General features: G+C 62.4%; 23 protein-coding genes. 12 read left to right on the forward strand and 11 right to left on the reverse strand.

Annotated features, from left to right (window positions below):
• Positions 1-222 precede the first annotated feature (222 nt).
• The 4 genes from KJQ96_RS22700 (at position 223) to KJQ96_RS22715 (ending at position 7,444) form a co-directional block, all read left to right on the forward strand.
• Positions 223-2,928: an EAL domain-containing protein gene (locus KJQ96_RS22700; protein WP_213288747.1), complete on the forward strand. Its 2,706-nt coding sequence runs from the start codon at positions 223-225 to the stop codon at positions 2,926-2,928.
• Between the two features lie 403 nt (positions 2,929-3,331).
• Positions 3,332-4,858, forward strand: coding sequence for an ABC-F family ATP-binding cassette domain-containing protein (locus KJQ96_RS22705; protein ID WP_213288748.1), 1,527 nt, complete (start codon positions 3,332-3,334; stop codon positions 4,856-4,858).
• Between the two features lie 93 nt (positions 4,859-4,951).
• Entirely contained in the window at positions 4,952-6,412 is a 1,461-nt protein-coding gene (locus tag KJQ96_RS22710) for a glycerol-3-phosphate dehydrogenase (protein ID WP_213288749.1), read from the forward strand.
• A 15-nt stretch (positions 6,413-6,427) separates the two neighbouring features.
• The gene (locus tag KJQ96_RS22715) at positions 6,428-7,444 is read left to right on the forward strand and encodes an adenylate/guanylate cyclase domain-containing protein (protein ID WP_213288750.1); all 1,017 of its coding nucleotides are present in this window, start codon (positions 6,428-6,430) and stop codon (positions 7,442-7,444) included.
• Between the two features lie 24 nt (positions 7,445-7,468).
• Here the strand turns inward: KJQ96_RS22715 and KJQ96_RS22720 are convergent, their stop codons facing one another.
• Both KJQ96_RS22720 and KJQ96_RS22725 read right to left on the reverse strand, forming a co-directional pair.
• On the reverse strand, positions 7,469-8,779 hold the full coding sequence (locus KJQ96_RS22720) for a tetratricopeptide repeat protein (protein ID WP_249734390.1): 1,311 nt from the start codon (positions 8,777-8,779) through the stop codon (positions 7,469-7,471).
• 35 nt (positions 8,780-8,814) lie between these two features.
• A complete protein-coding gene (locus KJQ96_RS22725; RefSeq protein ID WP_213288751.1) occupies positions 8,815-9,738 on the reverse strand; it encodes a transcriptional regulator GcvA in 924 nt (307 codons plus the stop codon).
• A gap of 132 nt (positions 9,739-9,870) precedes the next feature.
• On the opposite strand from KJQ96_RS22725, the gene KJQ96_RS22730 reads away from it, so the two are divergent.
• Both KJQ96_RS22730 and KJQ96_RS22735 read left to right on the forward strand, forming a co-directional pair.
• The gene (locus KJQ96_RS22730; RefSeq protein WP_213288752.1) at positions 9,871-10,122 is read left to right on the forward strand and encodes a DUF1127 domain-containing protein; all 252 of its coding nucleotides are present in this window, start codon (positions 9,871-9,873) and stop codon (positions 10,120-10,122) included.
• Between the two features lie 170 nt (positions 10,123-10,292).
• Positions 10,293-10,985, forward strand: a complete 693-nt coding sequence (locus tag KJQ96_RS22735; protein ID WP_213288753.1) for a glutathione S-transferase family protein — start codon at positions 10,293-10,295, stop codon at positions 10,983-10,985.
• 80 nt (positions 10,986-11,065) lie between these two features.
• On the opposite strand, the gene KJQ96_RS22740 is transcribed toward KJQ96_RS22735, so the two are convergent.
• Entirely contained in the window at positions 11,066-11,566 is a 501-nt protein-coding gene (locus tag KJQ96_RS22740) for a heme-binding protein (RefSeq protein WP_213288754.1), read from the reverse strand.
• 169 nt (positions 11,567-11,735) lie between these two features.
• On the opposite strand from KJQ96_RS22740, the gene KJQ96_RS22745 reads away from it, so the two are divergent.
• From KJQ96_RS22745 to KJQ96_RS22755, 3 genes are read left to right on the forward strand one after another with little or no spacing between them, the layout of a single operon-like run.
• Positions 11,736-12,914, forward strand: coding sequence for an ABC transporter ATP-binding protein (locus tag KJQ96_RS22745; protein ID WP_213288755.1), 1,179 nt, complete (start codon positions 11,736-11,738; stop codon positions 12,912-12,914).
• Positions 12,911-13,825, forward strand: coding sequence for an ABC transporter permease (locus tag KJQ96_RS22750; protein ID WP_213288756.1), 915 nt, complete (start codon positions 12,911-12,913; stop codon positions 13,823-13,825). Before KJQ96_RS22745 ends, KJQ96_RS22750 begins: the two co-directional genes overlap by 4 nt.
• Positions 13,822-14,640 (forward strand): ABC transporter permease, encoded by an 819-nt coding sequence (locus tag KJQ96_RS22755; protein WP_305830100.1) that lies wholly within the window; start codon positions 13,822-13,824, stop codon positions 14,638-14,640. Before KJQ96_RS22750 ends, KJQ96_RS22755 begins: the two co-directional genes overlap by 4 nt.
• Here the strand turns inward: KJQ96_RS22755 and KJQ96_RS22760 are convergent, their stop codons facing one another.
• The 7 genes from KJQ96_RS22760 to KJQ96_RS22790 form a co-directional block, all read right to left on the reverse strand.
• Entirely contained in the window at positions 14,641-15,492 is an 852-nt protein-coding gene (locus KJQ96_RS22760; RefSeq protein ID WP_213288757.1) for a carbohydrate ABC transporter permease, read from the reverse strand.
• On the reverse strand, positions 15,489-16,361 hold the full coding sequence (locus KJQ96_RS22765) for a carbohydrate ABC transporter permease (protein ID WP_213288758.1): 873 nt from the start codon (positions 16,359-16,361) through the stop codon (positions 15,489-15,491). Before KJQ96_RS22765 ends, KJQ96_RS22760 begins: the two co-directional genes overlap by 4 nt.
• 194 nt (positions 16,362-16,555) lie before the next feature.
• A complete protein-coding gene (locus KJQ96_RS22770) occupies positions 16,556-17,935 on the reverse strand; it encodes an ABC transporter substrate-binding protein (RefSeq protein WP_213288759.1) in 1,380 nt (459 codons plus the stop codon).
• A gap of 233 nt (positions 17,936-18,168) precedes the next feature.
• A complete protein-coding gene (locus KJQ96_RS22775) occupies positions 18,169-18,645 on the reverse strand; it encodes a DUF2269 domain-containing protein (protein WP_213288760.1) in 477 nt (158 codons plus the stop codon).
• A complete protein-coding gene (locus KJQ96_RS22780) occupies positions 18,645-19,925 on the reverse strand; it encodes an SDR family oxidoreductase (RefSeq protein WP_309142456.1) in 1,281 nt (426 codons plus the stop codon). The genes KJQ96_RS22775 and KJQ96_RS22780 overlap by 1 nt, the downstream gene beginning before the upstream one ends.
• Before the next feature lie 118 nt (positions 19,926-20,043).
• The gene (locus KJQ96_RS22785) at positions 20,044-20,205 is read right to left on the reverse strand and encodes a DUF2934 domain-containing protein (RefSeq protein ID WP_213288762.1); all 162 of its coding nucleotides are present in this window, start codon (positions 20,203-20,205) and stop codon (positions 20,044-20,046) included.
• Positions 20,206-20,447: 242 nt separating this feature from the next.
• On the reverse strand, positions 20,448-20,627 hold the full coding sequence (locus KJQ96_RS22790; protein WP_249734392.1) for a DUF3072 domain-containing protein: 180 nt from the start codon (positions 20,625-20,627) through the stop codon (positions 20,448-20,450).
• Positions 20,628-20,723: 96 nt separating this feature from the next.
• On the opposite strand from KJQ96_RS22790, the gene KJQ96_RS22795 reads away from it, so the two are divergent.
• From KJQ96_RS22795 to KJQ96_RS22805, 3 genes are all read left to right on the forward strand, one after another.
• Positions 20,724-21,008, forward strand: coding sequence for a hypothetical protein (locus KJQ96_RS22795; RefSeq protein WP_213288763.1), 285 nt, complete (start codon positions 20,724-20,726; stop codon positions 21,006-21,008).
• Positions 20,998-21,210, forward strand: coding sequence for a hypothetical protein (locus tag KJQ96_RS22800; RefSeq protein ID WP_213288764.1), 213 nt, complete (start codon positions 20,998-21,000; stop codon positions 21,208-21,210). Before KJQ96_RS22795 ends, KJQ96_RS22800 begins: the two co-directional genes overlap by 11 nt.
• A gap of 219 nt (positions 21,211-21,429) precedes the next feature.
• Positions 21,430-21,915: a hypothetical protein gene (locus KJQ96_RS22805; protein WP_213288765.1), complete on the forward strand. Its 486-nt coding sequence runs from the start codon at positions 21,430-21,432 to the stop codon at positions 21,913-21,915.
• 78 nt (positions 21,916-21,993) lie between these two features.
• Here the strand turns inward: KJQ96_RS22805 and KJQ96_RS22810 are convergent, their stop codons facing one another.
• Positions 21,994-23,934 (reverse strand): AsmA family protein, encoded by a 1,941-nt coding sequence (locus KJQ96_RS22810; RefSeq protein ID WP_213288854.1) that lies wholly within the window; start codon positions 23,932-23,934, stop codon positions 21,994-21,996.
• Positions 23,935-23,973 lie beyond the last annotated feature (39 nt).

Consider the following 23,973-nt stretch of genomic DNA (forward strand, 5'->3'; position numbering starts at 1 on the left):
GCGCATGCCACGATCGGCAATCATCGTTGCGTTCGGTGGGGCTGTCGAACAACCCGTTGGTTTGCCTCGACATACGCAGTAAACGCAGTCCCGTTAGCGAAGCATTAATCATGTCGGGCCAATTGCCGTAATTTGGGTCATATTTTAGAATTGTGCGGGTAGTCGTTTACCCGATCCAAACCCGTCAAGCCAGACACTCCCCCCGCAAACCTCGGGTGGGTAATGGCTGACAGCAACCGGCAGGCAGGACGGAAGAATTCGATTCCGGCGCAGGCCTTCGTCTGTCTGCTCGCCATTGCTGCGCCGTGCGGGCCGGCGTGGGGGGCCGCATCCTCCAGCGGCTATGCGGCGGCGAGCTATATCGGGGAATTCGATTCCACCATGGTCTGGGAGCTCCTGATCGGCGGGATCGTCGTCGCCTCCTTCCTGGCCGCGATTGGCATCTGGATTTTGTCGGCGCTGCGCGGGGCGAAGCGCGCGCAATTGCAGCGCAGCGCGTTCATCAGTTCGGCGCTCAACAATCTCAACCAGGGCGTGATGATGACCAACGCGCAAAACCGCGTGGTCTTCTGCAACGACCGTTTCCTCGAAATGTACGGGCTGAGCCGCACTGAGATTTCGAGCAGCATGACCGGCCGCGAACTGCTCGAACTGCGGCGCGAGCGGGGACTGCTCAATCTCACCGTCGAAGAGTTCGGCAACCTTGCACGCCGCCCGGAAGGTGTCGTCACCGAACTGCCGAACGGCCGATCGGTGTTGTCGAAGATCTTCCGCCTGCCCAATGGCGGGACGATCGGAACGCATGAGGATTGCACCGAGCAGCGCCAGTTGTCGCGCAAGCTGGCATCGACCACCAAGTTTCTGGAATCGGTGCTCGACAACGTTCCGGTCTGTGTCGCCGCCAAGAACATCGAGGACGGCCGCTATATCTTCGCCAACCGTGCGTTCGAGCGATTCTCGCGCTTCTCCCGCGATCACATCATCGGCAAGCGCGCCGACGAGATCTTCACGCCCGAAACCGCAAAGAGCATCGAGGCGGCGGACCAGGCGGCGCTGAACGCGCCGGAAGGTTACCAGCGCAGCGAATACGTCGTCGAACGGGGCGATAACAGACGCGTTCTCTCCTCCAACCGCGTGGTTGCGCGCAACGAGAACAACAAGCCGGAATTCCTGATCGCGCTGTTCGACGACGTCACCGACCGCCGGTCACTGTCGCGCGAACTCGAAAACACCAAGAAATTCCTCGAGCTGGTGGTCGACAACATCCCGGTATCACTGATCGTGGAGCGCGTCAGCGATGGGCGCTACCTGCTCGCCAACCGCAGCGCCGAAACCATTCTCAATCGCCGCCGCGAGGATGCCACCGGCCTGACCGCTACCGACATCTTCAATCCGCGCGAAGCCAAGCTGATCATCGCGCGCGACGAGGCCGCGATCAAGAAGCGCGGCCTGCTCACCGAGGAGCACCCGATATCCACCAAGGACGGGCTGCGGCTGTTCCTGACCCGCCGCATGACGGTGCTCGACGAGGCCGGCGAGCCGCAATATCTGATTAAGACCCATGAGGACGTCACCGATCGCCGCCAGACCGAGTCGCGGATGGCGCACATGGCCTACCATGACGGCCTGACGGATCTGCCGAACCGCGCCGCCTTCCTGCAGGCGCTGGCCCAGATGATCGAGGCCTGTGCCGGCACGGACGAGGAATTCGCGGTGCTGTGCGTCGACCTCGACGGCTTGAAGGAAATCAACGATGTGTTCGGCCACGCGACGGGCGACAAGCTCCTGATCGAGGTTGGGGGCCGCATCCAGGCCTGCGCCCGGGGTGGCGTGGTGGCCCGGCTCTCCGGCGACGAGTTCGGTCTGATCATCGACGGCAAACAGCCGGAGGCGGGCAAGGCACTTGCCGAAAAACTCGCGCAGACGATGTCCGACGAGTTCGTGATCGACGGCAAGTCGGTGCGGACCGGGGTGACGACCGGCATCTCGGTATTTCCGCATAATGGTTCGGATGCGGCTTCGCTGCTGGCCAATTCCGGCGCGGCGCTGTTCCGCGCCAAGCAGAAGTCGCGTGGCTCGATCAGCATTTTCGAACCGGAGATGGACCAGCAGATCCGCGACCGCCGCGTGCTGCACCAGGATCTCTCGATGGCGATCAGGAACGGGGAATTGTCGCTGTACTACCAGCCGCAGGCCGCGGCGGGCTCGACGATCGCTGACAGCAAGGTCATCGGCTTCGAGGCGCTGGCGCGCTGGATACATCCGGTGCGCGGCTTCGTGTCACCAGGCGATTTCATTCCACTTGCCGAAGAAAGCGGCCTGATCGTCGAAATGGGCGTCTGGATCCTGCGCGAAGCCTGCCGGGAGGCTGCCTCCTGGCCGGTGCCGATGCAGATCGCCGTCAACCTGTCGCCAGCGCAATTCATGCATGGCGATTTGGTCAGCTTGGTGCATTCGATCCTGCTCGAGACTGGCCTCGCGCCCGACCGGCTCGAGCTCGAAATCACCGAAGGCGTGCTGATCGAGGATTTTGACCGCGGTCTGGCACTGCTGCGGCGGCTGAAGGCGCTCGGCGTGCGCATCTCGATGGACGATTTCGGTTCCGGCTATTCCTCGCTGAGCTATCTGCAGGCCTTCCCGTTCGACAAGATCAAGATCGACCGCGCCTTCGTCATGAATCTCGGGCGCAATCCGCAATCGGCGGCGATCGTGCGCGCCGTCATCGATCTCGGCCACGGCCTCGAAATGTCGATTGTTGCCGAAGGCGTGGAGACCCAGGAACAGCTCGGCTTCCTCGCCGACGAGGGCTGCGACGCGGTGCAGGGCTATTTCCTCGGCAAGCCCCAGCCTATCGGGCACTACGCCGGGCTGGTCGGCCGCAGTGCCGCAAATCCCGTCGAGACTGCACGCAAGCTCGCCAGCGCCTGATTTCGCGAAGCTGCCTCATCCTGCTCTCACGACCGATCATGCCAACGGCTGCGTGACCTCGCGGGCTGTTCGGATGTGAGCTTCGACCGCGCCCTGGCTTGCCTTCCATTGCGGCCCTGGCTATTTTTGCAGCCTATCTGATCGAGAAAGGAGGGCTGCGCGGTGACGACATTTTTCCGGCACTATCGCCAGCGTGGCCCCGTCAACGCCCTGCAAATGCGTTTGCAGGGCTGACCAGAGACCTTTCGCAAATCTCTTCCTGGTCTGCCCCGTCGCAATGCGGCGTCGAACGTCTGCTCGCTCGCGCTTGCATTTTCGGTAACTCGCCGCGCTCCGACACCAACATCCGATGATGGCTGCATGCCCCGGACGTCGTGATCGCCGGCAAGACCAGGGATAGATCATGACCGTCATCAATATCCGCAATCTCGGCGTGACGCTGAATGCTCCGCTGTTTTCCCGACTGAACCTTGTCGTTAATGCCGGTGACCGTATCGGGCTCGTCGCAGCCAATGGCCGCGGCAAATCCACGCTGCTGCGCTGTATTGCCGGCCTGATGGAGCCAGGGGAAGGCGAGGTCACCAGATCGCGAGGACTGACCATCGGGTATGTCGAGCAGGAGGTGCCGTCCATGCTGATGGATACGCCGTTTGATGCGGCGGTGCTTGAGGCGCTGCCCGTCGACCGACGGGCAAGCGAAAGCTGGCGAGTCGAAATGGCCCTGGAGTCGCTGGAGGTGCCTGAGGCGCTGCGGCGGAGGCCGCTGAAGCAACTGAGCGGCGGCTGGCAGCGGCTTGCCTTGCTTGCCCGCGTCGTAGTGACCGAGGTCGACGTGTTGTTGCTCGACGAGCCAACCAACCATCTGGACCTCGCCCGAATCCGTCAGCTTGAAAATTGGCTGAACGCGCTGCCGCGCGACTTGCCGTTCGTGATAGCGAGCCATGACCGTGCCTTTCTCGACGCGACCACGAACCGCACGGTATTCTTGCGACCCGAGCAGTCACAAATATTTTCGTTGCCCTATACTCGGGCCCGCGCCGCGCTCAGCGAGGTGGATGCATCGGATGAGCGGCGCTACCAACGTGACGTAAAGGCGGCCCAGCAGCTTCGCCAGCGCGCTGCAAAGCTCAACAATATCGGGGTCAATTCCGGTAGCGACCTCCTGTTGCAAAAGACGAAGCAACTGAAGCAGCGGGCCGAAGAGCTGGAAGATTCAGCAAAGCCCGCGCACCTGGAGCGATCTGCAGGGACGATCAAGCTGGCCAATCGCGGAACGCATGCCAAGCTTTTGATTGCGCTGGACGATGCCGCCGTCGCCGCCCCGGACGGCAGGTTGCTGTTCAAGACCGGCAAGCAGTTCGTCTGCAAGGGAGACCGGATCGTGCTCTTGGGATCGAACGGGGCGGGCAAGACCCGGCTTGTCGCGATGCTGCGTCAGGCGATCGAAAACCCGGAAGCTATGCAGGCCGGTATCAAGGTTACGCAGTCGCTTGCTCTCGGCTATTGCGGCCAGGATCTTGCCGATCTTGCCGATGCAGACACGCCGATGCGCACGATCGTCAGCCGATTTGACGTTGGTGATCAGCGGGCACGCGCATTGCTCGCCGGCGCAGGCCTGTCGGTTGCGATGCAGAGCCGTCCGATCGGCCGGCTTTCCGGCGGACAGAAGGCGCGTCTCGGGATGCTCTTGCTGCGGCTTGCCCAGCCAAACTTCTATCTGCTCGATGAGCCAACCAATCACCTGGACATTGAGGGGCAGGAGGCGCTGGAAGACGAATTGCTGGAGCATCAGGCAAGCTGCTTGCTGGTTTCACATGATCGCAACTTCATGCGCGCGGTAGGAAACCGGTTTTGGCTGATCGAAAAAAAGAAGCTGGTGGAACTGGAGGGACCGGAGCGCTTCTTCGTATCGATCGGCGCAACCGGCTGAGCGGCGCTTGATTCATTTCCAGGAGCGGCATCTATTTTTGGCCATCATGACCGAGTGTAGTGAAATCGGCTTCTCTCCAGTCACCCATAGCGTATGGCGGACTACGATCTCGCGATCATTGGCGGCGGGTTGAACGGCGTCAGCATCGCGCGGGACGCCGCCGGCCGCGGCCTGCGCGTCATCCTGCTGGAGCAGGGCGATCTCGCCGCGGGTGCCTCGTCGGCCTCGCCGCGGCTGATTCACGGCGATCTGGCAAGCCTGGAGCGCCGGCACTTCTTGCGGGTTCGGACGGCGCTCGCCGAGCGCGATATCTGGCTCAGGATCGCGCCGCATCTGGTGCGCCCGAAGCGCTTTGCGATTCCCGCCCATTCGGATGAACGCCCGGACTGGCAGTTGCGTTCATGGCTTCTGTTGTACGACCGGCTGGCCTCGCGCAGCGGTCTGCCGGCCTCGGCGACTGTCGACGTCACGCATCATCCGATCGGCAACGCGCTGAAGCGGCCGTTCGGCACCGCCTTTGAGTATTCCGACTGTGTCGTGGACGATTCCCGGCTGGTGGTGCTCACGGCCGTCGATGCCGCGGCCCGCGGCGCGGTGATTCGCACCGGCGCGCGCTGCACCCGGGCCGAACGGGGCAAGGAATGGCGGCTGGTGACGATCGATCGCGGCTTTCGCCAGGTGATCACGGCAAGGGCGATCGTCAACGCCAGCGGCGCCTGGACGTCGTCCGTCGCCGAGACGGTGTTGCGCGTGCCGCCGCCGAAGGTTGCCGCCGAGCAGATGGACCAGATCGTGGTCCGTCGTCTGTTCGATAGCGACAATATCTATGTATTCCAGAACCGCGATGGACGGCTGATTTTCGCCAGCCCCTATGAGCGCGATTTTACCCTGATCGGCACCGCCAACCATGCTTTCAAGGGCGATCCCGCCATCGTTGCGATGGCGGCCGGTGACGTCGCCTATCTCTGCGATGCGGCGAACCGCTATTTCCGCGAGCGGATCGAGACGGTCGATGTGGTGCGTACGCTTTCCGGGGCCAACATGGTGCGGAACGCCGCGAGCGGACGCGACGGGGCGATGACGCTCGACCACGGCCGCGGAAGAGCGCCGCTGCTCACGGTGTTCGGCGGCGACGTCACGACGTCGCGGCTGCGCGCAGAGCAAGCGGTCTCGAAGCTGACGCCGTTCTATCCGATGTCGCCGCGCTGGACCGCGACGGCGCCGCTGCCCGGCGGTGATTTTACCTGGGACCGCTTCGACGACGAAGTCGACGAAGTGCGCGAGCGCTGGCGATTTCTCGGCGAGGATCAAGCGCGGCGCCTGGTCGCGGCCTACGGCTCGAACGTCAAGGCGATCCTGGGCGACGCCAAGGAGCGCGGCGACCTCGGCCTTGCTTTCGGACCGGAATTGACGGGCGCAGAGGTCCGCTATCTTATGCAGCGGGAATGGGCGCGTTTTCCGGACGATGTCTTGTGGCGACGCTCGAAGCTTGGCCTCACCATGCTGCCGGAGGACCGCGACGCGCTGGCGGCGTTCATGGCGGCGGCCATGTGAGGAAATGGATCGGATATGCGGTACGCGATCTTGCCAACATTCTTCCTGGCAATAGGTGGCCTAATCGCAGGACTGGCCTACCGCTACCTCGTCAATGATCCGATCGAAGCTACGTTGCCAAACTATCTCCGGAGCAGCTTCCACGGAATGGGCATGACGCTGGCCGGACGGGGCGTTCATCTCTACTTCACGTCGCGACGCAACGAATGGGTCAGCAAATGGCCGCTGCTGGCGGATCTGGCGGTGCGCTCCGCGGCCATGGCCATCGTCGTTGCGAGTGCCGCGCTGATCCTACAGGCGGCGCTCTATGGCGAATGGATCGAGACGAAGTGGCTGATTGAACAATTTCCTCTGATCGTTGCGATCGGCTTCGTAGGCTCCATGCTTATTGGGTCAGCCTTCGAGCTGACGCGCCTGGTCGGCAGCCGCGTGCTGTTCAACGTAGCGCTCGGGCGATACCGAAGCCCGGTGCGGGAAGCGCGCGTGCTGATGTTTCTCGATCTCGCAGGTTCGACCTCGCTCGCCGAGACGATGGGCGAATTGCGCGTGCAGGGCCTGCTCACCCGCTTCTTCTTCGACATCGATGGTGCGATCGTCGCGCATGGCGGCGAGGTTCACGCCTATGTCGGCGATGAAGTCATTGTGACGTGGCCGCTCGATGAGAGGATGTCGGCGGGCCGCTGCATCGACTGCTTCTTCGCGATTGCCGACAGCATCGCTGACAAAGCGGACGCCTACAGGCAGGAGTTCGGCATAGTGCCGAGCTTCCGCGCCGGCCTGCATGCCGGTTATGTGGTGATCAGCGAGTGCGGCAGCTCACGCCGCCAGCTTGCCTATTTCGGCGATACCGTGAACGTGACGGCGCGGCTGCAGGAGCACTGCAAGGAAGTTGGCCGGAACTTGCTGGTGTCTTCCGACCTGCTGCGCCACATGAAGCTGAAGCCGGCCTTCACCGCCGAAGCGCTCGGCGAAGTTCGCTTGCGGGGGCGGGCGGCGGCAATCGAGGTGTTTGCCGTCGAACGACGTGGCTGATCGTCGCGACCTGCTTGACCTCGCCTAGTTTCGCTGCGCCTGCCGCGACCAGGCCTCGTCACGCGCCGAAGGCCTACGGTCAAGCCGGGCTGAGATGCGGCTCGCGGCTGCTTCGCCGCGACCGGCGCGAAGGTACGCCACGATCAGCGTGTCCTCCCACAATTCGCGCTGGGCGTGGCTGCCGCCGATCCGCGTCAACTCGGCAAGGGCCGGTTCGAGCAGGCGGATCGCTTCCGCATTGTCGCCTTCCGCAAACGCCCGGATACCGCGGCAGAGGTCGATGGCAGCCTGCCCCGGCAACAGCTTGCCGTCGGCTGCGCGTGTTTCGAGCTGCGCCAGTCGCGTTTCCAGCGCATCGCTGCCGGTCATTGCGGTAGCCAGCGCAAAATGAACGTCGGCAAAATGCGCGCCGGCTTGCGGAAAGTACTTTTCGCCATAGGCGGCGATATCCCGCCAATGCGCCTCCAGCCCGGTCTGGCCGGCCAGCGCAAGCCGCCACAGCAGCGAGGCGCCGTCGGTGAAGATGTTCAGCGGCGGATACGGCCGGTCCGCCGGCTTGATATGCTGCTCGTAGATCGCAAGCGCGCCGTCGAGATCGCCGGCGTCGAGCAAGGTCAACGCGATATGCCAGGCCAGGTGCCCATGCAGAAAGCTCTGGCGGTCATGCGCGGGCATCCATTGCGAAAGGAAGCGGCGGCCGGCTTCCATGTCGCCTTGCTCGAACATCGCATGCGAGAGGCCATGCGCCGCGTTGGCGTTGGCCGACCGCAGCCCCATCGCGCGCTCGGACAGGCTCCGGCCGGTGGAGAGATTTCCCGCCTCGGTGTGCGACCAACCGAGGTAGCTGACAAACCACCAGTCCTCGCCATAATGGCGTGCGTGGCGTTCGCAGATCGCGAGCTTGGCCGCGTCGTGATCGGGACGGCCCGAGAACGCGTAGAGACCGAACGCGCCGAGCAGGATCGACAGCACCTGCGCATCGCGCGGATATTCGTCGAGATGCGCCTCGGCACCGGTCACCGCGATCTTCGGCTTGCCCTCGATCACGGCGGCCATGATCTCGACATGGCTTTTTTCGCGCGGGGTGGCGCCGGCGGCCAGTTCGCGGGCTTGCGCCGCGACCGCACGCGCCTTGCTACCCTCCATGTTGAGCTGATGCAGCCGGGCGCGGCCGATATGCGCCAGCGCAAAGCCGGGATCTTCCGCAATCGCCTTGTCAAAGGCGTCCTCGGCACCATGCCACGCCGACAGCATGCAGTCGACGCCGTCGCGATAATGCGCCGCGGCGCGATCCGAGGCGGTGGTCAGTGGAAGATCGTACCTGTCCCGGTTCATTGTTCTTATTCCCTCGTGCGAGGATGTGGCGGCAGCTACGCCGCCTTTGGTCCGAGCTTCTGCAAACGACGATGGTCTTGCGCTGCTTCGGCCAGCAACCAATCTTGAAACAGCTTGATTTTGGGCAGGCCGGAAGTGGCTTTCGGGCAGACGATCCAGTATGTCCTGGAAAGTCGGCTGGCATCCCCGAACGGCCGAACAAGACGCCCGCTGATGAGGTCCCACGCAGCAAGAGTGGTGCGAGCGAGCGCTATTCCTTGGCCGTCGACCGCGGCATCGATAACCATGCTGGCGCGGTTCAACACGGGCCCTTGCGAGGGCTCTGAGTCTGCAACACCGGCAGCCTCGAGCCACCTGGTCCACGCCTTGCGATCGTCGAGGTGAAGCAACGGAAATTTCAGGACATCCGAAGGCCGGGCGAGACGCTGGCGCCCCGTAAGGAGCTTGGGACTGCAGACGGCGAATAGTTGCTCCGGAGATAGCCGTATCACATCGTGTCCAGGCCAATTGCCGTCGCCATGCCGCACGGCGAGATCGACGTCCTCGCGGGCGAAATCGACGTGGTGCATGGTTGCCGAAATCCGCAGATCGATTTCGGGGTGGGCCTCGGAAAAGCGGCCGAGTCTGTGTACCAGCCACTTGGCAGCGAAGTCCGGCGACGTGCTGACGGTCAGAACACCTGAACTCTGGCGTTGCATCAGGCGCTCGGTGCCGACGGCAATACGGTCGAGCGCATCGCGCACCACGCCGAGATAATCGCGGCCTGCGCCGGTGATCACCAGTCGCTGGCGTTCGCGGTTGAAGAGCTTGATGCCGAGTTCCGCCTCCAACCCCTTTACCTGATGGCTGACGGCTCCTTGTGTGACGCACAGCTCCTCCGCGGCGCGCGTAAAACTCTCATGCCGAGCCGCGGCTTCGAAGGCTTTGAGTGCGTTCAGCGGCGGCAGGCGGCGAAGCATGGTCTGACCTTCATGAGAAAAACTAGGGCAGGATAGAGAAACGATGCTTTGCGGACAAGCCTAGGCTGGTCCTATTGATCCGGCTTCTTGCCGTGGCTCGAAAGGAGGCCAGGGCGCTTTTGGAGCTTCATTATGTCAAAGCAACTCACACAAGATTGGGCCATCTCCTCGCGCGAAATCGCCAGAGGCGAAGCGCTCTATTATCAGTCAGGCTTGCTAACACTGATTGGAGACGGGCTGCACACATTGCAGTTCTGGATCGGGCGGAGCCGTCAGCGAAGGCAACTCGGAGAACTGGCCGAGCTCAACAATTACCTTCTCAAGGACATTGGAGTGTCCCAGGAACAGGCCTTTCGGGAAGCCGCAAAACCGTTCTGGCGTTGATTCCCGTTTCGATTACCGATAGCTACGCACGTCTGGCATCATTGCAGTCGCCCGACGACCTGAGGCATTTCGCCCAAGTACTGCACTTCGACCGCTCGCTGCGTCGAGGCTTTTGGCGAAATGAATGATCTCGCCAAGTCACGAATCCGGCGGCGGCATTGGAGAGCCCGATGTCTAACGTCACCCTATTTGGATTTCCTCGCAGTACGTTCGTCAAAGTGGTGGGCTTGATCCTCACCGCGCGAAACATCGAGTACCGCTTCCACGACACCGAAGACGAGATGTATCTGCCGATCCATCTTGGACGGCATCCATTCGGGCGCGTGCCTGCGTTGCAGCACGACGACTTCATGCTCTATGAGACCAACGCTATCGTCGCCTATGTGGACGATGTCTTTCCGGGACCGAAGCTTACGCCGGACGATCCGCGCAAACGCGCGCGGATGAACCAGTGGATCGGCAATCTGAACTGGTACTTCTATCCGGAGATGATTTATCACATAGGACACGAACGCGGTGTCTACCCGGAACTCGGGATTCCCGGCAACGATCTCATCGTGCAGCGTGCGCTTCCAAAGGCGACCCGCGCGCTGGAGGTAATGGAGAAGGAACTGTCCGACGGCCGGCCATTCCTTGTCGGTGACGCCGTCACCATGGCGGATTACTTCCTATTACCTACCTTGTTCGGCTTCGAGTTGACGCCGGAAGGGAAACAATTGCTGCCGAAATTCCCGGCCGTGACGGCTTGGGACAACCGAATGGATGCTCTACCGACCGTGGTTCGCTTCAATGCTTCACTTCCGCCGCGCGCGCCGATCCAGCATGCGCGGGAGTGGGTACATCACCATCGTCCGGCGGCCTGACGCTTTGGGCCGACGATTGTCGATTTGAGGGGCGCAGGTTCTCCGGCTGAAGCGGTATCGCAATTGACGCAAACGCGGACCTAGAAGTCGAGCTTGTCGCGTATGGCATCGATGCCTGCTTTGGCGCAGGCTTCGTCCGCGTCGCCGCCGGGAGCTCCGGAGACGCCGACAGCGCCCACCAGCGAACCTGCCGCTTCGACCGTCAGCCCGCCGCCGATGATGACGGCGCCCGGCAGATCGCGGATTCCGGACTGCATCGTTCCGGGCTGGCTGTTGGCGACGAGTTCGGCCGTGCTGGTGCGAAAGCTCACCGCCGTCCATGCCTTGCCCGAAGCGGTCGAAACCGTATGTGCGCCTGCAAAGCGGTCGCGCAGCAGTACTTGCGTCACGCCGAAGCGATCGACGACGGCGACCGTCACCTGAAAGCCGCGCTTGCGGCAATCCGCCAGCGTCGCGCGCGCCAGATCGAGCGCCACCTCGGGGCTCAGCGATTTGTAGGTGACGAGGGCTTCCTGGGCGGCGGCCGAGGTGGCGAGCAGGCAAGAGATCGCCGTCGCTGCCACCAAATTCCAAACGGTCATCAATCTCTCCCGATCATTCCCATCGTGCGCCGCGGCCGAGTTTCTGCGAATTTCGAACCTTACCAGAGACGGGAGCTGCATCCAGAATATTGTGGCTGCTTGTTCCGGGCCGGTTGAGCGGATGGCGATCCGCCGCTAGCGTGCGGCCATGACGGCGCAGGCAAATGACATGAGCGGGCAATCGCCTGAGATCGACACAGCGAAAATCAACACGGCCGTGGCGCAGGCGACGGCGCCGGCCAACGACACGCCGTTGCTCCGCGTCGAAAGCGTATCGAAGAAATTCGGCGATTTCCGCGCAGTGGACCGGCTCTCGCTCGACATCAACGCAGGCGAGTTCTTTGCGCTATTGGGCCCGAGTGGCTGCGGCAAGACCACGCTGCTCAGGATGCTTGCCGGGTTCGAGACCCCGGACGAGGGCCGCATCCTGCTCGGTGGCCGCGATATCGCGCCGGTGCTGCCGCATGAGCGGCCCGTCAACATGATGTTCCAGAACTATGCGCTGTTTCCGCATCTCTCGGTCCGGGACAACATCGCGTTCGGCCTGAAGCGCGCCGGGATGGCGCGCGCCGCCATTGATACCCGCGTGGGCGAGATGGTCGCGCTGGTCAAGCTCGATGGGCTAGAGAAGCGCAGGCCGGATCAGCTTTCCGGCGGCCAGAAGCAGCGCGTAGCGCTGGCGCGCTCGCTGGCGCGGCGGCCCAAGGTCCTGCTGCTCGACGAGCCGTTGGCCGCGCTCGACAAGAAGCTGCGTGAGAGCACGCAACTCGAATTGATGGAACTGCAGCGCCGTCTCGGCATGACTTTCATTGTCGTCACCCACGACCAGGAAGAGGCGATGACGATGGCGAACCGTATAGGCGTCATGGATGCCGGCCGGCTCGAACAGGTCGCCACCCCGCGCGATCTCTACGAGGCGCCCGCCTCGCGCTGGATCGCCCAGTTCGTCGGCGACGTCAATTTGTTCGATGGCGAGGTCGCCTCACGCGAACATCATCACCTGACGATTGCGACCCGCGACGGCGGAAGCATCGTGGTCGCCGAGCCGCGCGATCTCGTCGGCAATACCGTGGTCTCGGTCGGGATACGCCCCGAGAAGGTCAAGGTGTCGCGCCGCGGCCCGGCGTCGGACGCGGGTACCTCGCAGGCAATCAACCGGCTGGAAGGCGTCGTTACTGATGTCAGCTATCTCGGCGGCTCGACGGTCTACAAGCTCAAGCTCGATTCCGGTGCGGTGGTGCGTTCGTCGATCGCCAATACTGCGCGGCTCGATATCGACACGTTGAGCGCCGGTCAGCGCGTGGTGGCGTGGTTCACGCCTGACGATTGCGTGGTGCTGGAGAAATGAGCACGCACCGCATCTTCGCGCGGCCGGCGCGGTATGCCGCCATCGCGCCCTATCTGTGGATGGTGCTGTTCTTCCTGGTGCCGTTCGGCTTCGTGCTGAAGATCAGCCTGTCGCAGACCGCGATCGCGCAGCCGCCCTATGTGCCCGTGTTCGATTTCTCCGAAGGATGGAGTGCGATCAACGCGGCCTTCGCACAGTTATCCTTCGATAATTTCAGGCTGCTGATCTCGGACAGTCTCTACATCAGCTCCTATCTGCGCAGCGTCGTCGTTGCCGTAACCTCGACATTGATCCTGCTATTGATTGGCTATCCGATCGCCTATGGCATGGCGCGGCTGCCGCAGCGCTGGCAGCCGATCGCAATGATGCTGGTGATCGTGCCGTTCTGGACCTCGTTCCTGATCCGCATCTATGCCTGGATCAATATTTTGCAGCATGACGGCCTGCTCAACAAAATCCTGCTCGCGCTGCATCTGGTCTCGTCGCCGGTGGTGTGGCTCTCGACCGATACTGCGATGTATCTCGGCATCGTCTATTCCTATCTGCCGTTCATGATCCTGCCGCTGTATGCGACGCTTTCGAAGATGGACCCCTCGCTCTTGGAAGCCGCAAGCGATCTCGGGTCGTCGCCGCGGCAGGCGTTCTGGCTGCTGACGTTCCCGTTGTCCTTGCCTGGGGTCGGCGCCGGCGCGCTGCTGTGCTTCATTCCGATCATCGGCGAATTCGTGATCCCCGATCTTTTGGCCGGCTCCGGGTCGATGATGATCGGCCAGACGCTGTGGCTGGAATTCTTCACCAACAAGGACTGGCCGGTCGCCGCCGCCGCCGCGGTCGCCTTGCTGGTGCTGCTGGTGCCGCCCCTGTTGCTCTATGACCGGCTGCAGCGCCGCACGTTGGAGGGCGGTCGATGATGGCGCGACGTATCGGCAGGATGTCGCCATTCAACATCACCGCGCTCGCGTTGGGGATGGCGTTCCTGTATCTGCCGATCGTGATTCTCGTCATCTATTCCTTCAACGCCTCGCGGCTGGTCACGGTGTGGGGCGGCTGGTCGCTGCGCTGGTATCATGAATCCTTCAACGATCGCGCGATGCTGGATGCGGCATGGATGAGCCTTCGCGTCGCCGCGGTATCGGCCACGATCGCAACGTTGCTCGGCACGCTCGCTGCAGTGGGGCTGGTTCGCGGCGAACGCTTCAGGGGGCGGACGCTGTTTTCTGGCATGCTCTATGCGCCGCTGGTGATGCCCGAGGTGATCTCAGGGTTGTCGCTGCTGCTGCTGTTCGTGGCGCTCAACGCCGAGCGCGGCTTCTGGACCGTGACGATCGCGCACACCACGCTGACCATGTGCTTTGTCACCGTGGTGGTGCAGTCGCGTCTCGCCTCGCTCGACCGCAGCCTGGAAGAGGCCGCGATGGATCTCGGCTGCGATCCGGTGCAGGCGTTTGTTCGGGTGACGCTACCGCTGATCCTGCCTGCCATCGCCGCAAGCTGGATGCTGGCCTTCACGCTCTCGCTCGACGATGTCGTGATCGCAAGTTTCACCACCGGCCCCGGCTCGGCAACGCTGCCGATCCGGATCTACTCTGAGGTGCGGCTGGGGGTAAAGCCGGAGATCAACGCGATCTGCACTATCGTGATCGCGCTGATCGCGGTGCTGATCGTGATCGCTTCGCTCGCTTCGAACCTGTCGAGTTCGGAGGCTAAGAGCGCGGCGCCGCTGTAGTCACGACTTCACCGCGCCCGCCGTCAGCCCGCCCACCATGTAGCGCCTGAACGCGTAATAGATCGCAGCCGGCGGCAGCGCGTAGATGAAGCCGGTGGTCATCAGCAATTCCCACGGCGAGTCGTCCGCGGCCAGGAAGTTGCCAAGCGCCACGGGGAGCGTGATCTCGGTATCCCTCGACAGCAGCAGGAACGCGTAGAGATATTCGTTCCATGCGAGCAGGATCGCGTAGGTGCCGATCGCAACCAGCGAGGGCATCATCAGCGGCACATAGACCAGGCGGAATAGTTGCAGCGTGGTGGCGCCGTCCATGGTGGCGGCTTCATCCAGTTCGACCGGCAGCTTGTCGGACGCCTGTTTCAGAACCCAGATCGCGTAAGGGGAGGCGATCGTCACCATCGCGAGAATCAGCGACCAGTGATTGTTGAGGAGACCGTAATTGCCCATGGTGCGGTACATCGGCACGGCGAGGAACGCCGCCGGGATGAAATAGGTGAACAGCGCCAGATTCATCACCCAGCGCCCACCAGGAACGCGCAGCCGCGAGATCGAGAAAGCGGCTGCGGTTGCGATCATCAGCGTAAGTGCGCCGGCGGACAGCGCGATCACCACCGAATTGAAGAACTGGATCCAGAAATCGCGGAGGAAGTAGTGCTCCTGGTAGAACACAATCTTGAAATTGTTCAGCGTCGGATGTGCGGGCCACAGCTTGCCCGAAAACGCGTCTTCCTTCGGTGAGATCGCGAACAGGAACATGTGATAGATCGGCACCAGCGTCCAGATCAGCACGGGAATGCCGATCAGAAGCAGTTTCGCCTCGTTGCCGATTTCTCTCAGAGAGGGCAGCTTCATCGCGACAACCGTTTCATCATGAAATAGACCAGCGGCAGCACGAACGGCAGCGCGCAGACGATGGAGGCCATCGCTAGCGAGAGCTGGTCGAGCCTGAGATAGCGGATGCCGAGCGTGGCCAGCACGTGGGTGAGGTCGGCGGGGCCGCCGCCGGTTAGCAGATACACGCTGTTGAAGTCGCCCAACGTCCAGATCATCGAGAGCAGCGTGCAGGTGATGTAGAGCGTCTGCATCGACGGCCAGGTGATGTAGCGGAATTTCTGCGACCAGCTTGCGCCGTCGACCTCGGCGGCTTCGTAAAGATCGTGCGAGATCGCGAGTCGCCCGGTCATCAGGATCAACGTCCAGAACGGCAGCGATTTCCAGATGTGCACGCCGATCGCCATGGCGAGGGCGACGCTCGGATCGTTCAGCCAGTTCGGGCCGTCCTCGGCGGTGAACTTGAAGATCAGTTGGTTGATCACGCCCCATTCCGGATTGAGCATGAAGCGCACGGAAAGAATGGTCGGGATCGACGGCACTGCCCAGGGCAGGATGAACAGCACCGACAGCCATTTGATCCAGGTGCGCTGCTGGGCGAAGAAGCCGGACAGGAACAGCGCGATCGCCATTTTCAGATTGATGCCGACCAGCAGGAAGATCAGCGTATTGACGGCGGCGCGCGCGAAGATCGGGTCGTGATAGAGCGCGACATAGCTCGCCGGATGCCGCGCCAGCCACAGCCCGTAGCCGACCGGGTAGACCACGAAGGCCAGGAACACCAGCAGATAGGGGGCGAGCATCACGATGCCCCAGACCTGCGGTGTGGTCAGCCGGGCCGATAGCGGCGGGCTCGGAATTGCCTGATCGCCCGAAAGCGTGATTGCCATACGTTTACTCTTAAGGGGAGATGCCGGTCGTCGCTACGCCGTCGTCCCTGCGAACGCAGGGACCCATAACCACAGGCCGTTGTTGTTGCGCAAGATCGTCCACCAGCATTTTTCAAAACGGCCGCCGCGGCGTATGGGTCCCTGCGTTCGCAGGGACGACGGACATACTTTCGCGGCGGCCGGTATCGTCTACGTCAACCAGCGACCTGCTTGATGCGCGCGATCAGTTCGTCGACGGCCTTGTCGACCGGCACCTTCTCGCTCACCACGCGGTTCATCGCCTTGGCCCAGACGTTCTCGTTGTTCAAAATCGTGAACTTCCAGTTCTTGGTGAAGTCGAACGGCGTGGTGCCGCCGGTGAACTGATTGTACACCGCCTTGCGATGCCGGTCAGCCTGCCAGAACGGGCTCTGCTGGCTGGCCGTCGTCACCGGGAACCAGCGGCCGAGCGCGCCTTCGATATAGGGCCGGACGTTCTCTTCCTGCAGCAGGAACTTGATGAACTCCTTGCCCTCCGCCTTGTTCTTGGCGACCGTGAACATCAGGCCGGTCTTGACGTCGGAGCGATACTTGATCGGCGTGCCGTCCGGCTTGTTGGGGAAGGATGCGGTGATGATGGTCTCATCATAGTTCTTCTTGCCGAGCGCGCGCTGCTCCGGCGTCAGCGCCGGGTTGTTGGCGTCGTCGAGCCATTTCGCCGCGATCGAGATCGTGAAGTTGTGCGTCATCACGATCGTCTTGTTGTGGAAGGCGACGTTGTTGTCCGGATCCTTCCAGGTGGTGGAGGAGGGCGGCGTGCAGCCCTTGATGTAGGTGTCGGTGTAATCCTTCATCGCCTTGATCAGGTTTTCCCGCACCTTGGGATCGTCGACCAGGAGCTTGCCTTCGTCATCGACCAGCTTGACGTTGTAGGCGTCCATGAAGGTGTAGAACGATTGGAATGAGTCGGTGGATTCCACGCCCATCGGCTGGCCGACGGCATAGACGCGCTGACCGGTGGCCCTGCGGCTGGCGGCCTGCACCTTGTTGCACCAGAACGACCAGTAGTCTTCCCATTTTGTCGGGATGTCGCTTTCCTTGAAGCCGGCCTGTTCCAGCATGTCCTTCCAGATCTGGACGTGCATGCTCTGCTGCTTCAGCGGAAAGCCGTAATAGCCCTTCTTCTTTGTCTGATCGTTGTAGAGAAAGGTGGTTTCCAGCGTGTTCGGCGCGAATGCCGACTTCATCGGCAGCAGGATGTCGCCGAGATCTTCGAGCTTGCCCTCATAGGCCCACTTGCCCTGCGCCTGCACGTCATAGCTGTCGGAATAGGCGACATCAGGCACGGTGCCGGAATCCAGCGCCGCCACCGTCTTCGGAATCATGTCCTGGATGGCGTATTGCGAAAGCTCGACCTTGATGCCGGTCTTGGCCTCGAATTTCTTGATCGCCTCTAAGAGCGCATCGTCCTCGGACTTGTAAAAGCCCTTGCCGAACCAGACCGTGATGGTCTTCTGCTGGGCGAGCGCGGGCGCCGCGGCGTAAAACAGGCCGACGGCTGCGACCGCGAGCGAAACTGATCTCCTGGATATCACGTTGTTCTCCCTGAAAACGCCGGCTTGTTAACCGGTTGGATAAAAGACTTAGCGCATGCGCGTGGGCTGATCCAGATGGAGGCCGGTAAACTTCTGTAGGGGGGATATTGAGGGCGCAAATGCGGCAAAAGGTCTGCAGACGCCTGGGTGTTTGGTTCAACCATTTTGGTTCAATCATTTTGCATCCTCGGATGCCGAAAGAGCATGGCTGACCGACGGTTTGGCGTAGCGTTTCAGAAAAACGCAATCTGCGGTTTGGCGATCATCAGCCACATTATGATCGCCACCGCTGTGAACGCCGGAATGCCAAATGCGAACCATAGCCAGAATATCCGGTGATATTCGTTCGGCAGCGGCTTGCCCTCTGCCGCTGCGATCACGGCGAGGTCGCGCAGGCGCACTTGCATCCACACCACCGGCAGCCATAGCGCGCCGGTGATGACGTACAGCACGATCGACCAGACGATCCATCCGTCCCAGAACGAATAGCCGACGTTCAGCACCAGCAGCGTGCCGGTGATCGGCTGCACGACGACGGCGGTCGCCGTGAAGATGAAGTCGGCGATCACGACGATGCGGGCGACGCCGGCGATCACGGCCGGCTTGCCGCCGAGGTGAGCCGCCAGCATGAAAAAGGCGATGCCCGCGCCCGTGCCGAGCAGCACGGCGGCGCCGACGACATGGAGATATTTGAGGACGAAATACAGCATCAGCGGTCCTCGAGCACGGCCAGTGCCGCGAAATGCAACACGATGATCGGCCAGATCTTCAGCATCGGCCCCAGCGGATCGGCCCAGAGCCGCGGCACCAGGATGGTGCCGATGATGGCGTAGGCGAAGGAAATCGCGATGGCCGCATAGAGGCCGTAGCGGCTGGTCGGCCTGTAGGCGATCGCAATTCCAATCACCAGATCGGCCAGGGCGCCCGCGATGACCGTGAGCGCGGCAGCCGTTCCTTCCACGCCGCCTTCGCCCATGAGGCCCATGCCATACCCCCAGCCGGGCCCCAGCGAGATAAGCCCGGTTAATATCCAGAACAGGGACAGAACGACAAAGATCGCGGGCTTGACCAGGTACATGCCGGCAAACCAGCGTTCCTGCACGGAAGCCGGTTCAGAGGCGAAGAATTCCGGAAGGCTTTTGGGCTGCAGCCCGAGCCGCTGCATATGTTCGAGATTGCCGACGGCGCCGCGCACCATCTCGCGCTCGGCCGTGCTGCGTACGGGAGGCCGCCAGCCGAGATACGAAATCATGTCGCCGAGCTTGTACATGAGGCCGGAAGCGAACTGCGGCAGGTGAAGCTCCCGCGCCGGCGGCCAGCGGCACCAGCGGCGGATGAGCGCGACGACCTCGCCGAACGAATAGCGCTGCGGGCCGACCAGCTCGACAACCTGCCGTGCCGGCGTGGCGGGGTCGAGAAAATGCTCCACGGTCCGTACGACGTCCTCCAGCAGGACGATCTGGAGCTGTCCCGTGTTCGGCATCACGGGAATGGCGGGCAGCGCCGCCAGGCCTCGCATCAGCGCGCTGGCGCCATAGGCCGCGCGGCCGATCACCACGGAAGGCCGCAAGATGACCCAATCGAGATCGCGCTCCATCAGCGCCTTGTCGCCGGCCAATTTCGATCGGGAAAAATCGCTCGGGGTTTCACGATCGACACCGATGGCAGAAAAATGGATGACGCGACGGATCTGGAGCTGCTCGCAAGCGACAAAGAGATTTGCGATGCCGTGATGGTGCACCATCGAGGTGGAATCGCCGGGAGTGTCCTGGAGTACCCCTGCGCAATTCACGACCGCCTCGACGCCATCGAGATGCGGCAGCCAGTAGGCGGGCGATGTCGCCGCGGAGAGATCGATCCGGGCAGCTCCAGTGCCCGGATGGCCGCCGCTTCTGCTCATCGAAACGGCGGAATGACCACGCGAGGACAGGTGAGCCACGATGGCCGATCCGATCAGCCCGGTCCCTCCTACAACGGCAATCTTCATGATCGACTCCTCGTCGAGAAGTCACGCCTGCTTTGCGAGAACGTACGCCCGAACGAATTCCTGCAGAAGGGGAAGCACTTAAAACGACGTGCCCCAAAGAGCCCGGCGACGTTCGCTCCGTCTACAGGGTGTCGGGCGTGCGGACGGGCGACGACTTGTCCTCATTTCGCAACTCTTGCTCCGCAAGCCGCCAGAATTCCTCCTCTTTGCCTTCGGGCCTGCCGTTGCGCTCCCAGATTTCGTAGGCGCGGTTCTTGATTTCCTGCTCGGTCGGCTCGCTCATCCGGGTCTCCTCCATCCATCTCTGTGCGGTAGCCGTCGCGCGGCCGATCTCAGCTCGCGTGGGGGGCGAGACATCGCGCCTGCAGGCAGCACCGCGTGACGGCTTTCCTTCATTCAGGGATAAGCACGCAGCGAAGAGCAATGTTCCTGGATCAAACCGGGCTTAGGTCGGTTTTGGATGAAGGTGGCGCGTCGATTCGTCCTGTGGCCGCGCTCCATGTCCCTTCGTTCCGGTCAGGCGGCTCAGAACGAATTCGCCAATTCGATCTCCGCCCTCAGCGCGGCGATCCGCCGCTCGGCTTCCCTGGCCGTTAGGTTTTTCTCGAACAGTTTTGGCTGATAGGCCTCGGCGCTCAGCGTGCGCAGCGTCGCCAATTGGCGCGGCGTCATCGGCGCATCCACCTGGTCCGGTAGCCGGGACATCTGAAACCCCAAAAGAATCTTCGATTCGATCCAAACTCTTAACTTGAAATTTGTTCTTTATTTGTTCTTATAGGTTCTACCGCAGCGAGGTGGCCCATGGATAATAAATTGAATGAAATTCGTAGAAAAATCAGTTTCTTACGGTCGGAGATGCTGAGCGCGGAGGATAATATCCGCAAACAGCTCAACCGCGATGAGGACTGTTCGGAAGCGGCAACGCGTCTGATGGCCATGCGGGTCACCATGGTCGGCCTCATCGGCGAGCGGAACTCGCTTGGCGGCGAAGAGCGGCTGCTCAATGTCGATGAGCGGCTGAAGCTGGATGTCCGTGCGGTCAGCAGGAAGCCGGCTATCGGGGCGCCTGGCCGCCGTGAGCGATGATCCCATTCAAGCCCTGCGCCGGCGGATTGCCGAACTGGATCAGCTTGCTCGTCAGCTCAATCAATCCGGCCTGGATAACGCGCGGGCGCAGCTCCTGCTCGCGCGCAAGCGGGCGGAGTTGGAAGATTTCATCAACAGAGGCCGGCGATGTCAGGACCGCTCAGATGGTACGACCCCAACGCAGATAACCCGCCTTGGCTAAAAGCCCTGGCGGAGGTTCGGATCAGGGCGACGCGGGAAGGATGGTGCCATGCCCACGTCCAGGCGATCGTTGTCGCAATCGACCAATATGCCGAAGCGGCGCTGGGCAATCGGGATTACTTCCTCAACAGGCCGCATAGCATCGGTGATCGCCGCAACAACAACATTCCCTGAAGATCGCTTTCGATGGAATTGAACGTAATAATTCGGAGGAGGTTGCATGCTTGAACGATGCGGCTACAGGGCGGCCCTTTACCTTTTGGCTTTAATCGCGGTCGTGAATTGCAGCCTTTTCATCTATTCGCAGTGGTATGTGCCACGCCTTAGCGATGGCCTTGCGGTCCACGCGGTGGCAGCGCTGGTCATTTTGCTGGGCCTTTGGCTGTTCAGCAAAATTGCGCGATACGCAGGTGCGGCATTTTACTTTCTTGCTGCGGGATCTACCGCCTTTGCATTTTGGGGCTTTGCTGGCCCGCTGCATGCCGGCGTCATCTGGAGCGCGATAATAGGAGTTCTGTGTCTGGCTGCCGCATTCATCCTCGTTTTCTCAAAGCCGTTCGCAAGAGAATTTGCGGCTGAGCGCGAAAAGCGACCCACGTATAAGAAGTATCTGCTTCACGCATTCACGTTGGTGGTCGTCGTTGCGGCGGGAGCTGCCGCATTGGTCGATGTTGTCGCTTTGTCTTCCAGCCACCAAGGCCAGTAGGGAGAATTACCGAAGGCGCAATTCGCCAACTCGGGGTCGTTGTTAAGGCGGACTACGCGGACGCTCATCCGCGCTACGTTAATTCGCCTTCGCCGGTGCATTGGCCGGTGCGTCCGCCGCCGCCTCCGGCACCGGCTGCCGCGATCCTCCACCGGTAAACCGCTCGATCACCGAGCGCACCGCATCGCGCGTCTTGCGATCCTTCACCGCGTCGAGCAGGGGCGCTGCGCCCGGCGAGCGGCGGATCAGGCTTTCCGGATCGGGAAACACCAGCGGATCATCCCACGGGCCCTGCACGACGAAGGGCAGCTCGAAGCCCTTATCGCCGGCGGCGGCCGACGTCAGGCTGGCGACGCCCTTGAGGTCGTATTCGCGTGATGGCACCGAAGCGGTGCCGGTCAGCGTCAGGCGCGTGGTCGGTCCGTTGACGCGGATGTCCTCGACGGTGGCGATGCCGTCGTTGAAGTGCACCGAAACGGTGAGGTTGTCGTAGGGGGTCGTGCCGGAGCGGAAATTGCCGCCGCCGGATAGCGGCCGCCGCTCCAGCCGCTTCAGAAGCTGCTCGACATTGAAGCCGGCGATCGCGCCGTCATGACCGGTGAGCGTGGCGGTGCCGTCGAGCGAGGAGGCGAGGCCGAACGGGCTCGAGCCGGATGCCATCAACGAGACGCCGAGATTGCCGCGGCCGGAAAGCTTGGTGATGCCGAACAATTCGCTGGCGCAGGTCTGCAGATCGACATCTGTGAACTGGAACTGCGCCTTGACGTCGGCGATCGCGTCCGAACGCGCGATGCCGAACGAGCCCTTGGCGATGCCGCCATACATCTGCGCTTCGCCGACCGAGAGCGCCAGCGCGCCGCCGCGCAAATTGGCGCCGAACGCGGTGCGACCGAGTTTCGTCGGGCCGACCGTCACCCTCGCTGCCGACAGGCGCATGTCGAGGTCGGTGGCGGAGAGCGAGGTGAGGTCGAACAATTGCCGGTTCCAGTCGCGCGCGCCGCTCGCAAGCAGGCGGACGGTCGAGATATAGGGCGTGAAATCCAGGTTGCCCGCGGCGAGCGTCGCCTGCAGCGTCTGACGACCGTTATTGGCAACCGTCATCACGCCCTCGGCGACATTGCCGTCGAGTTCGACATTCACATTCGTCAGCGCAACCGAGGCTCCAACGACATTGGCGCGGGCCCTCAGCGCGAAGCGGCCGAACCCGCCGCTGCCGGGCACCGGCTGTCCCATCCAGCGCAACGCGTTGCGCAGCGACACGCTGTCGACGGTCACCGTGCCATCCATCATCAGGCTGGTGCGGTTGGCCAACGAGCCGTCAAAGGCGAGTTTCAGCGGCGCGCTGACCAGCCGCGCCTTCAGACCCGAGCGGTCGCCCGAGAGCATCGCGACGAAGTCGCTGGCCGAGATCGAGCCGTCGACGCGTTCGCCGCGCCAGTCGAATTGTCCGGTCGCCGCGAACGAGCGCGAGATCGATGGCCAGGCCAGCGAGAGATCGATGTCACTGAGCTGTTCGGTGGCACGGTTGGCAGCATCCTCGTATTTGAGCACGCCGTCTTGAATCCTGATTTCCGAGAACGACACCTGGTTCTCGGCGCCCGGCTTCATCGTGCGCGCGATGCGTTCGACGAACGGCGTCCAGTTGCTCTGGCCGCCGGCCTCTCTGACGACGTGGATATGCGGCCGCAACATCATGACATCTGCGATTTCGAAGCGGCGCAGCAGCAATGGCAGCAGGCGCAGATTTGCGGTCAACACATCGACCTGCAGCGCGGGGTCTGTGGTGCCGCCGCCCTTCAGCCCGACATTGTGGAACGAGACATAGCTGCCCGGGAACACCGATACGTCGATCGCGCCGGTGACCACCAGATCCAGCCCGGTAACCGCGCGGATTTGCGCCTCGACCGCCTGTCGCAACGTGTCGCGGTTGATGAACCACGAGGTTCCGATCAGGGCGAGCACGGCCATGCCGCACAGCGCCGCAACCGGTATCCCGAGGCGCTTCATTCCTTGGGCCATCGTCAGTGACATATCCGGATCTGGCTAAACCGAGCTCGG

The organism is Bradyrhizobium sp. sGM-13 (assembly GCF_018398875.1).
Classification (GTDB): Bacteria; Pseudomonadota; Alphaproteobacteria; order Rhizobiales; family Xanthobacteraceae; genus Bradyrhizobium.

Bases quoted from the DNA above. Each gene is read 5' to 3' on its own strand.
- KJQ96_RS22700 (WP_213288747.1), top strand. From the start codon at position 223: ATGGCTGACAGCAACCGGCAGGCAGGACGGAAGAATTCGATTCCGGCG.
- KJQ96_RS22705 (WP_213288748.1), top strand. From the start codon at position 3,332: ATGACCGTCATCAATATCCGCAATCTCGGCGTGACGCTGAATGCTCCG.
- KJQ96_RS22710 (WP_213288749.1), top strand. From the start codon at position 4,952: ATGGCGGACTACGATCTCGCGATCATTGGCGGCGGGTTGAACGGCGTC.
- KJQ96_RS22715 (WP_213288750.1), top strand. From the start codon at position 6,428: ATGCGGTACGCGATCTTGCCAACATTCTTCCTGGCAATAGGTGGCCTA.
- KJQ96_RS22720 (WP_249734390.1), bottom strand. From the start codon at position 8,779: ATGAACCGGGACAGGTACGATCTTCCACTGACCACCGCCTCGGATCGC.
- KJQ96_RS22725 (WP_213288751.1), bottom strand. From the start codon at position 9,738: ATGCTTCGCCGCCTGCCGCCGCTGAACGCACTCAAAGCCTTCGAAGCC.
- KJQ96_RS22730 (WP_213288752.1), top strand. From the start codon at position 9,871: ATGTCAAAGCAACTCACACAAGATTGGGCCATCTCCTCGCGCGAAATC.
- KJQ96_RS22735 (WP_213288753.1), top strand. From the start codon at position 10,293: ATGTCTAACGTCACCCTATTTGGATTTCCTCGCAGTACGTTCGTCAAA.
- KJQ96_RS22740 (WP_213288754.1), bottom strand. From the start codon at position 11,566: ATGACCGTTTGGAATTTGGTGGCAGCGACGGCGATCTCTTGCCTGCTC.
- KJQ96_RS22745 (WP_213288755.1), top strand. From the start codon at position 11,736: ATGAGCGGGCAATCGCCTGAGATCGACACAGCGAAAATCAACACGGCC.
- KJQ96_RS22750 (WP_213288756.1), top strand. From the start codon at position 12,911: ATGAGCACGCACCGCATCTTCGCGCGGCCGGCGCGGTATGCCGCCATC.
- KJQ96_RS22755 (WP_305830100.1), top strand. From the start codon at position 13,822: ATGATGGCGCGACGTATCGGCAGGATGTCGCCATTCAACATCACCGCG.
- KJQ96_RS22760 (WP_213288757.1), bottom strand. From the start codon at position 15,492: ATGAAGCTGCCCTCTCTGAGAGAAATCGGCAACGAGGCGAAACTGCTT.
- KJQ96_RS22765 (WP_213288758.1), bottom strand. From the start codon at position 16,361: ATGGCAATCACGCTTTCGGGCGATCAGGCAATTCCGAGCCCGCCGCTA.
- KJQ96_RS22775 (WP_213288760.1), bottom strand. From the start codon at position 18,645: ATGCTGTATTTCGTCCTCAAATATCTCCATGTCGTCGGCGCCGCCGTG.
- KJQ96_RS22785 (WP_213288762.1), bottom strand. From the start codon at position 20,205: ATGAGCGAGCCGACCGAGCAGGAAATCAAGAACCGCGCCTACGAAATC.
- KJQ96_RS22790 (WP_249734392.1), bottom strand. From the start codon at position 20,627: ATGTCCCGGCTACCGGACCAGGTGGATGCGCCGATGACGCCGCGCCAA.
- KJQ96_RS22795 (WP_213288763.1), top strand. From the start codon at position 20,724: ATGGATAATAAATTGAATGAAATTCGTAGAAAAATCAGTTTCTTACGG.
- KJQ96_RS22805 (WP_213288765.1), top strand. From the start codon at position 21,430: ATGCTTGAACGATGCGGCTACAGGGCGGCCCTTTACCTTTTGGCTTTA.
- KJQ96_RS22810 (WP_213288854.1), bottom strand. From the start codon at position 23,934: ATGGCCCAAGGAATGAAGCGCCTCGGGATACCGGTTGCGGCGCTGTGC.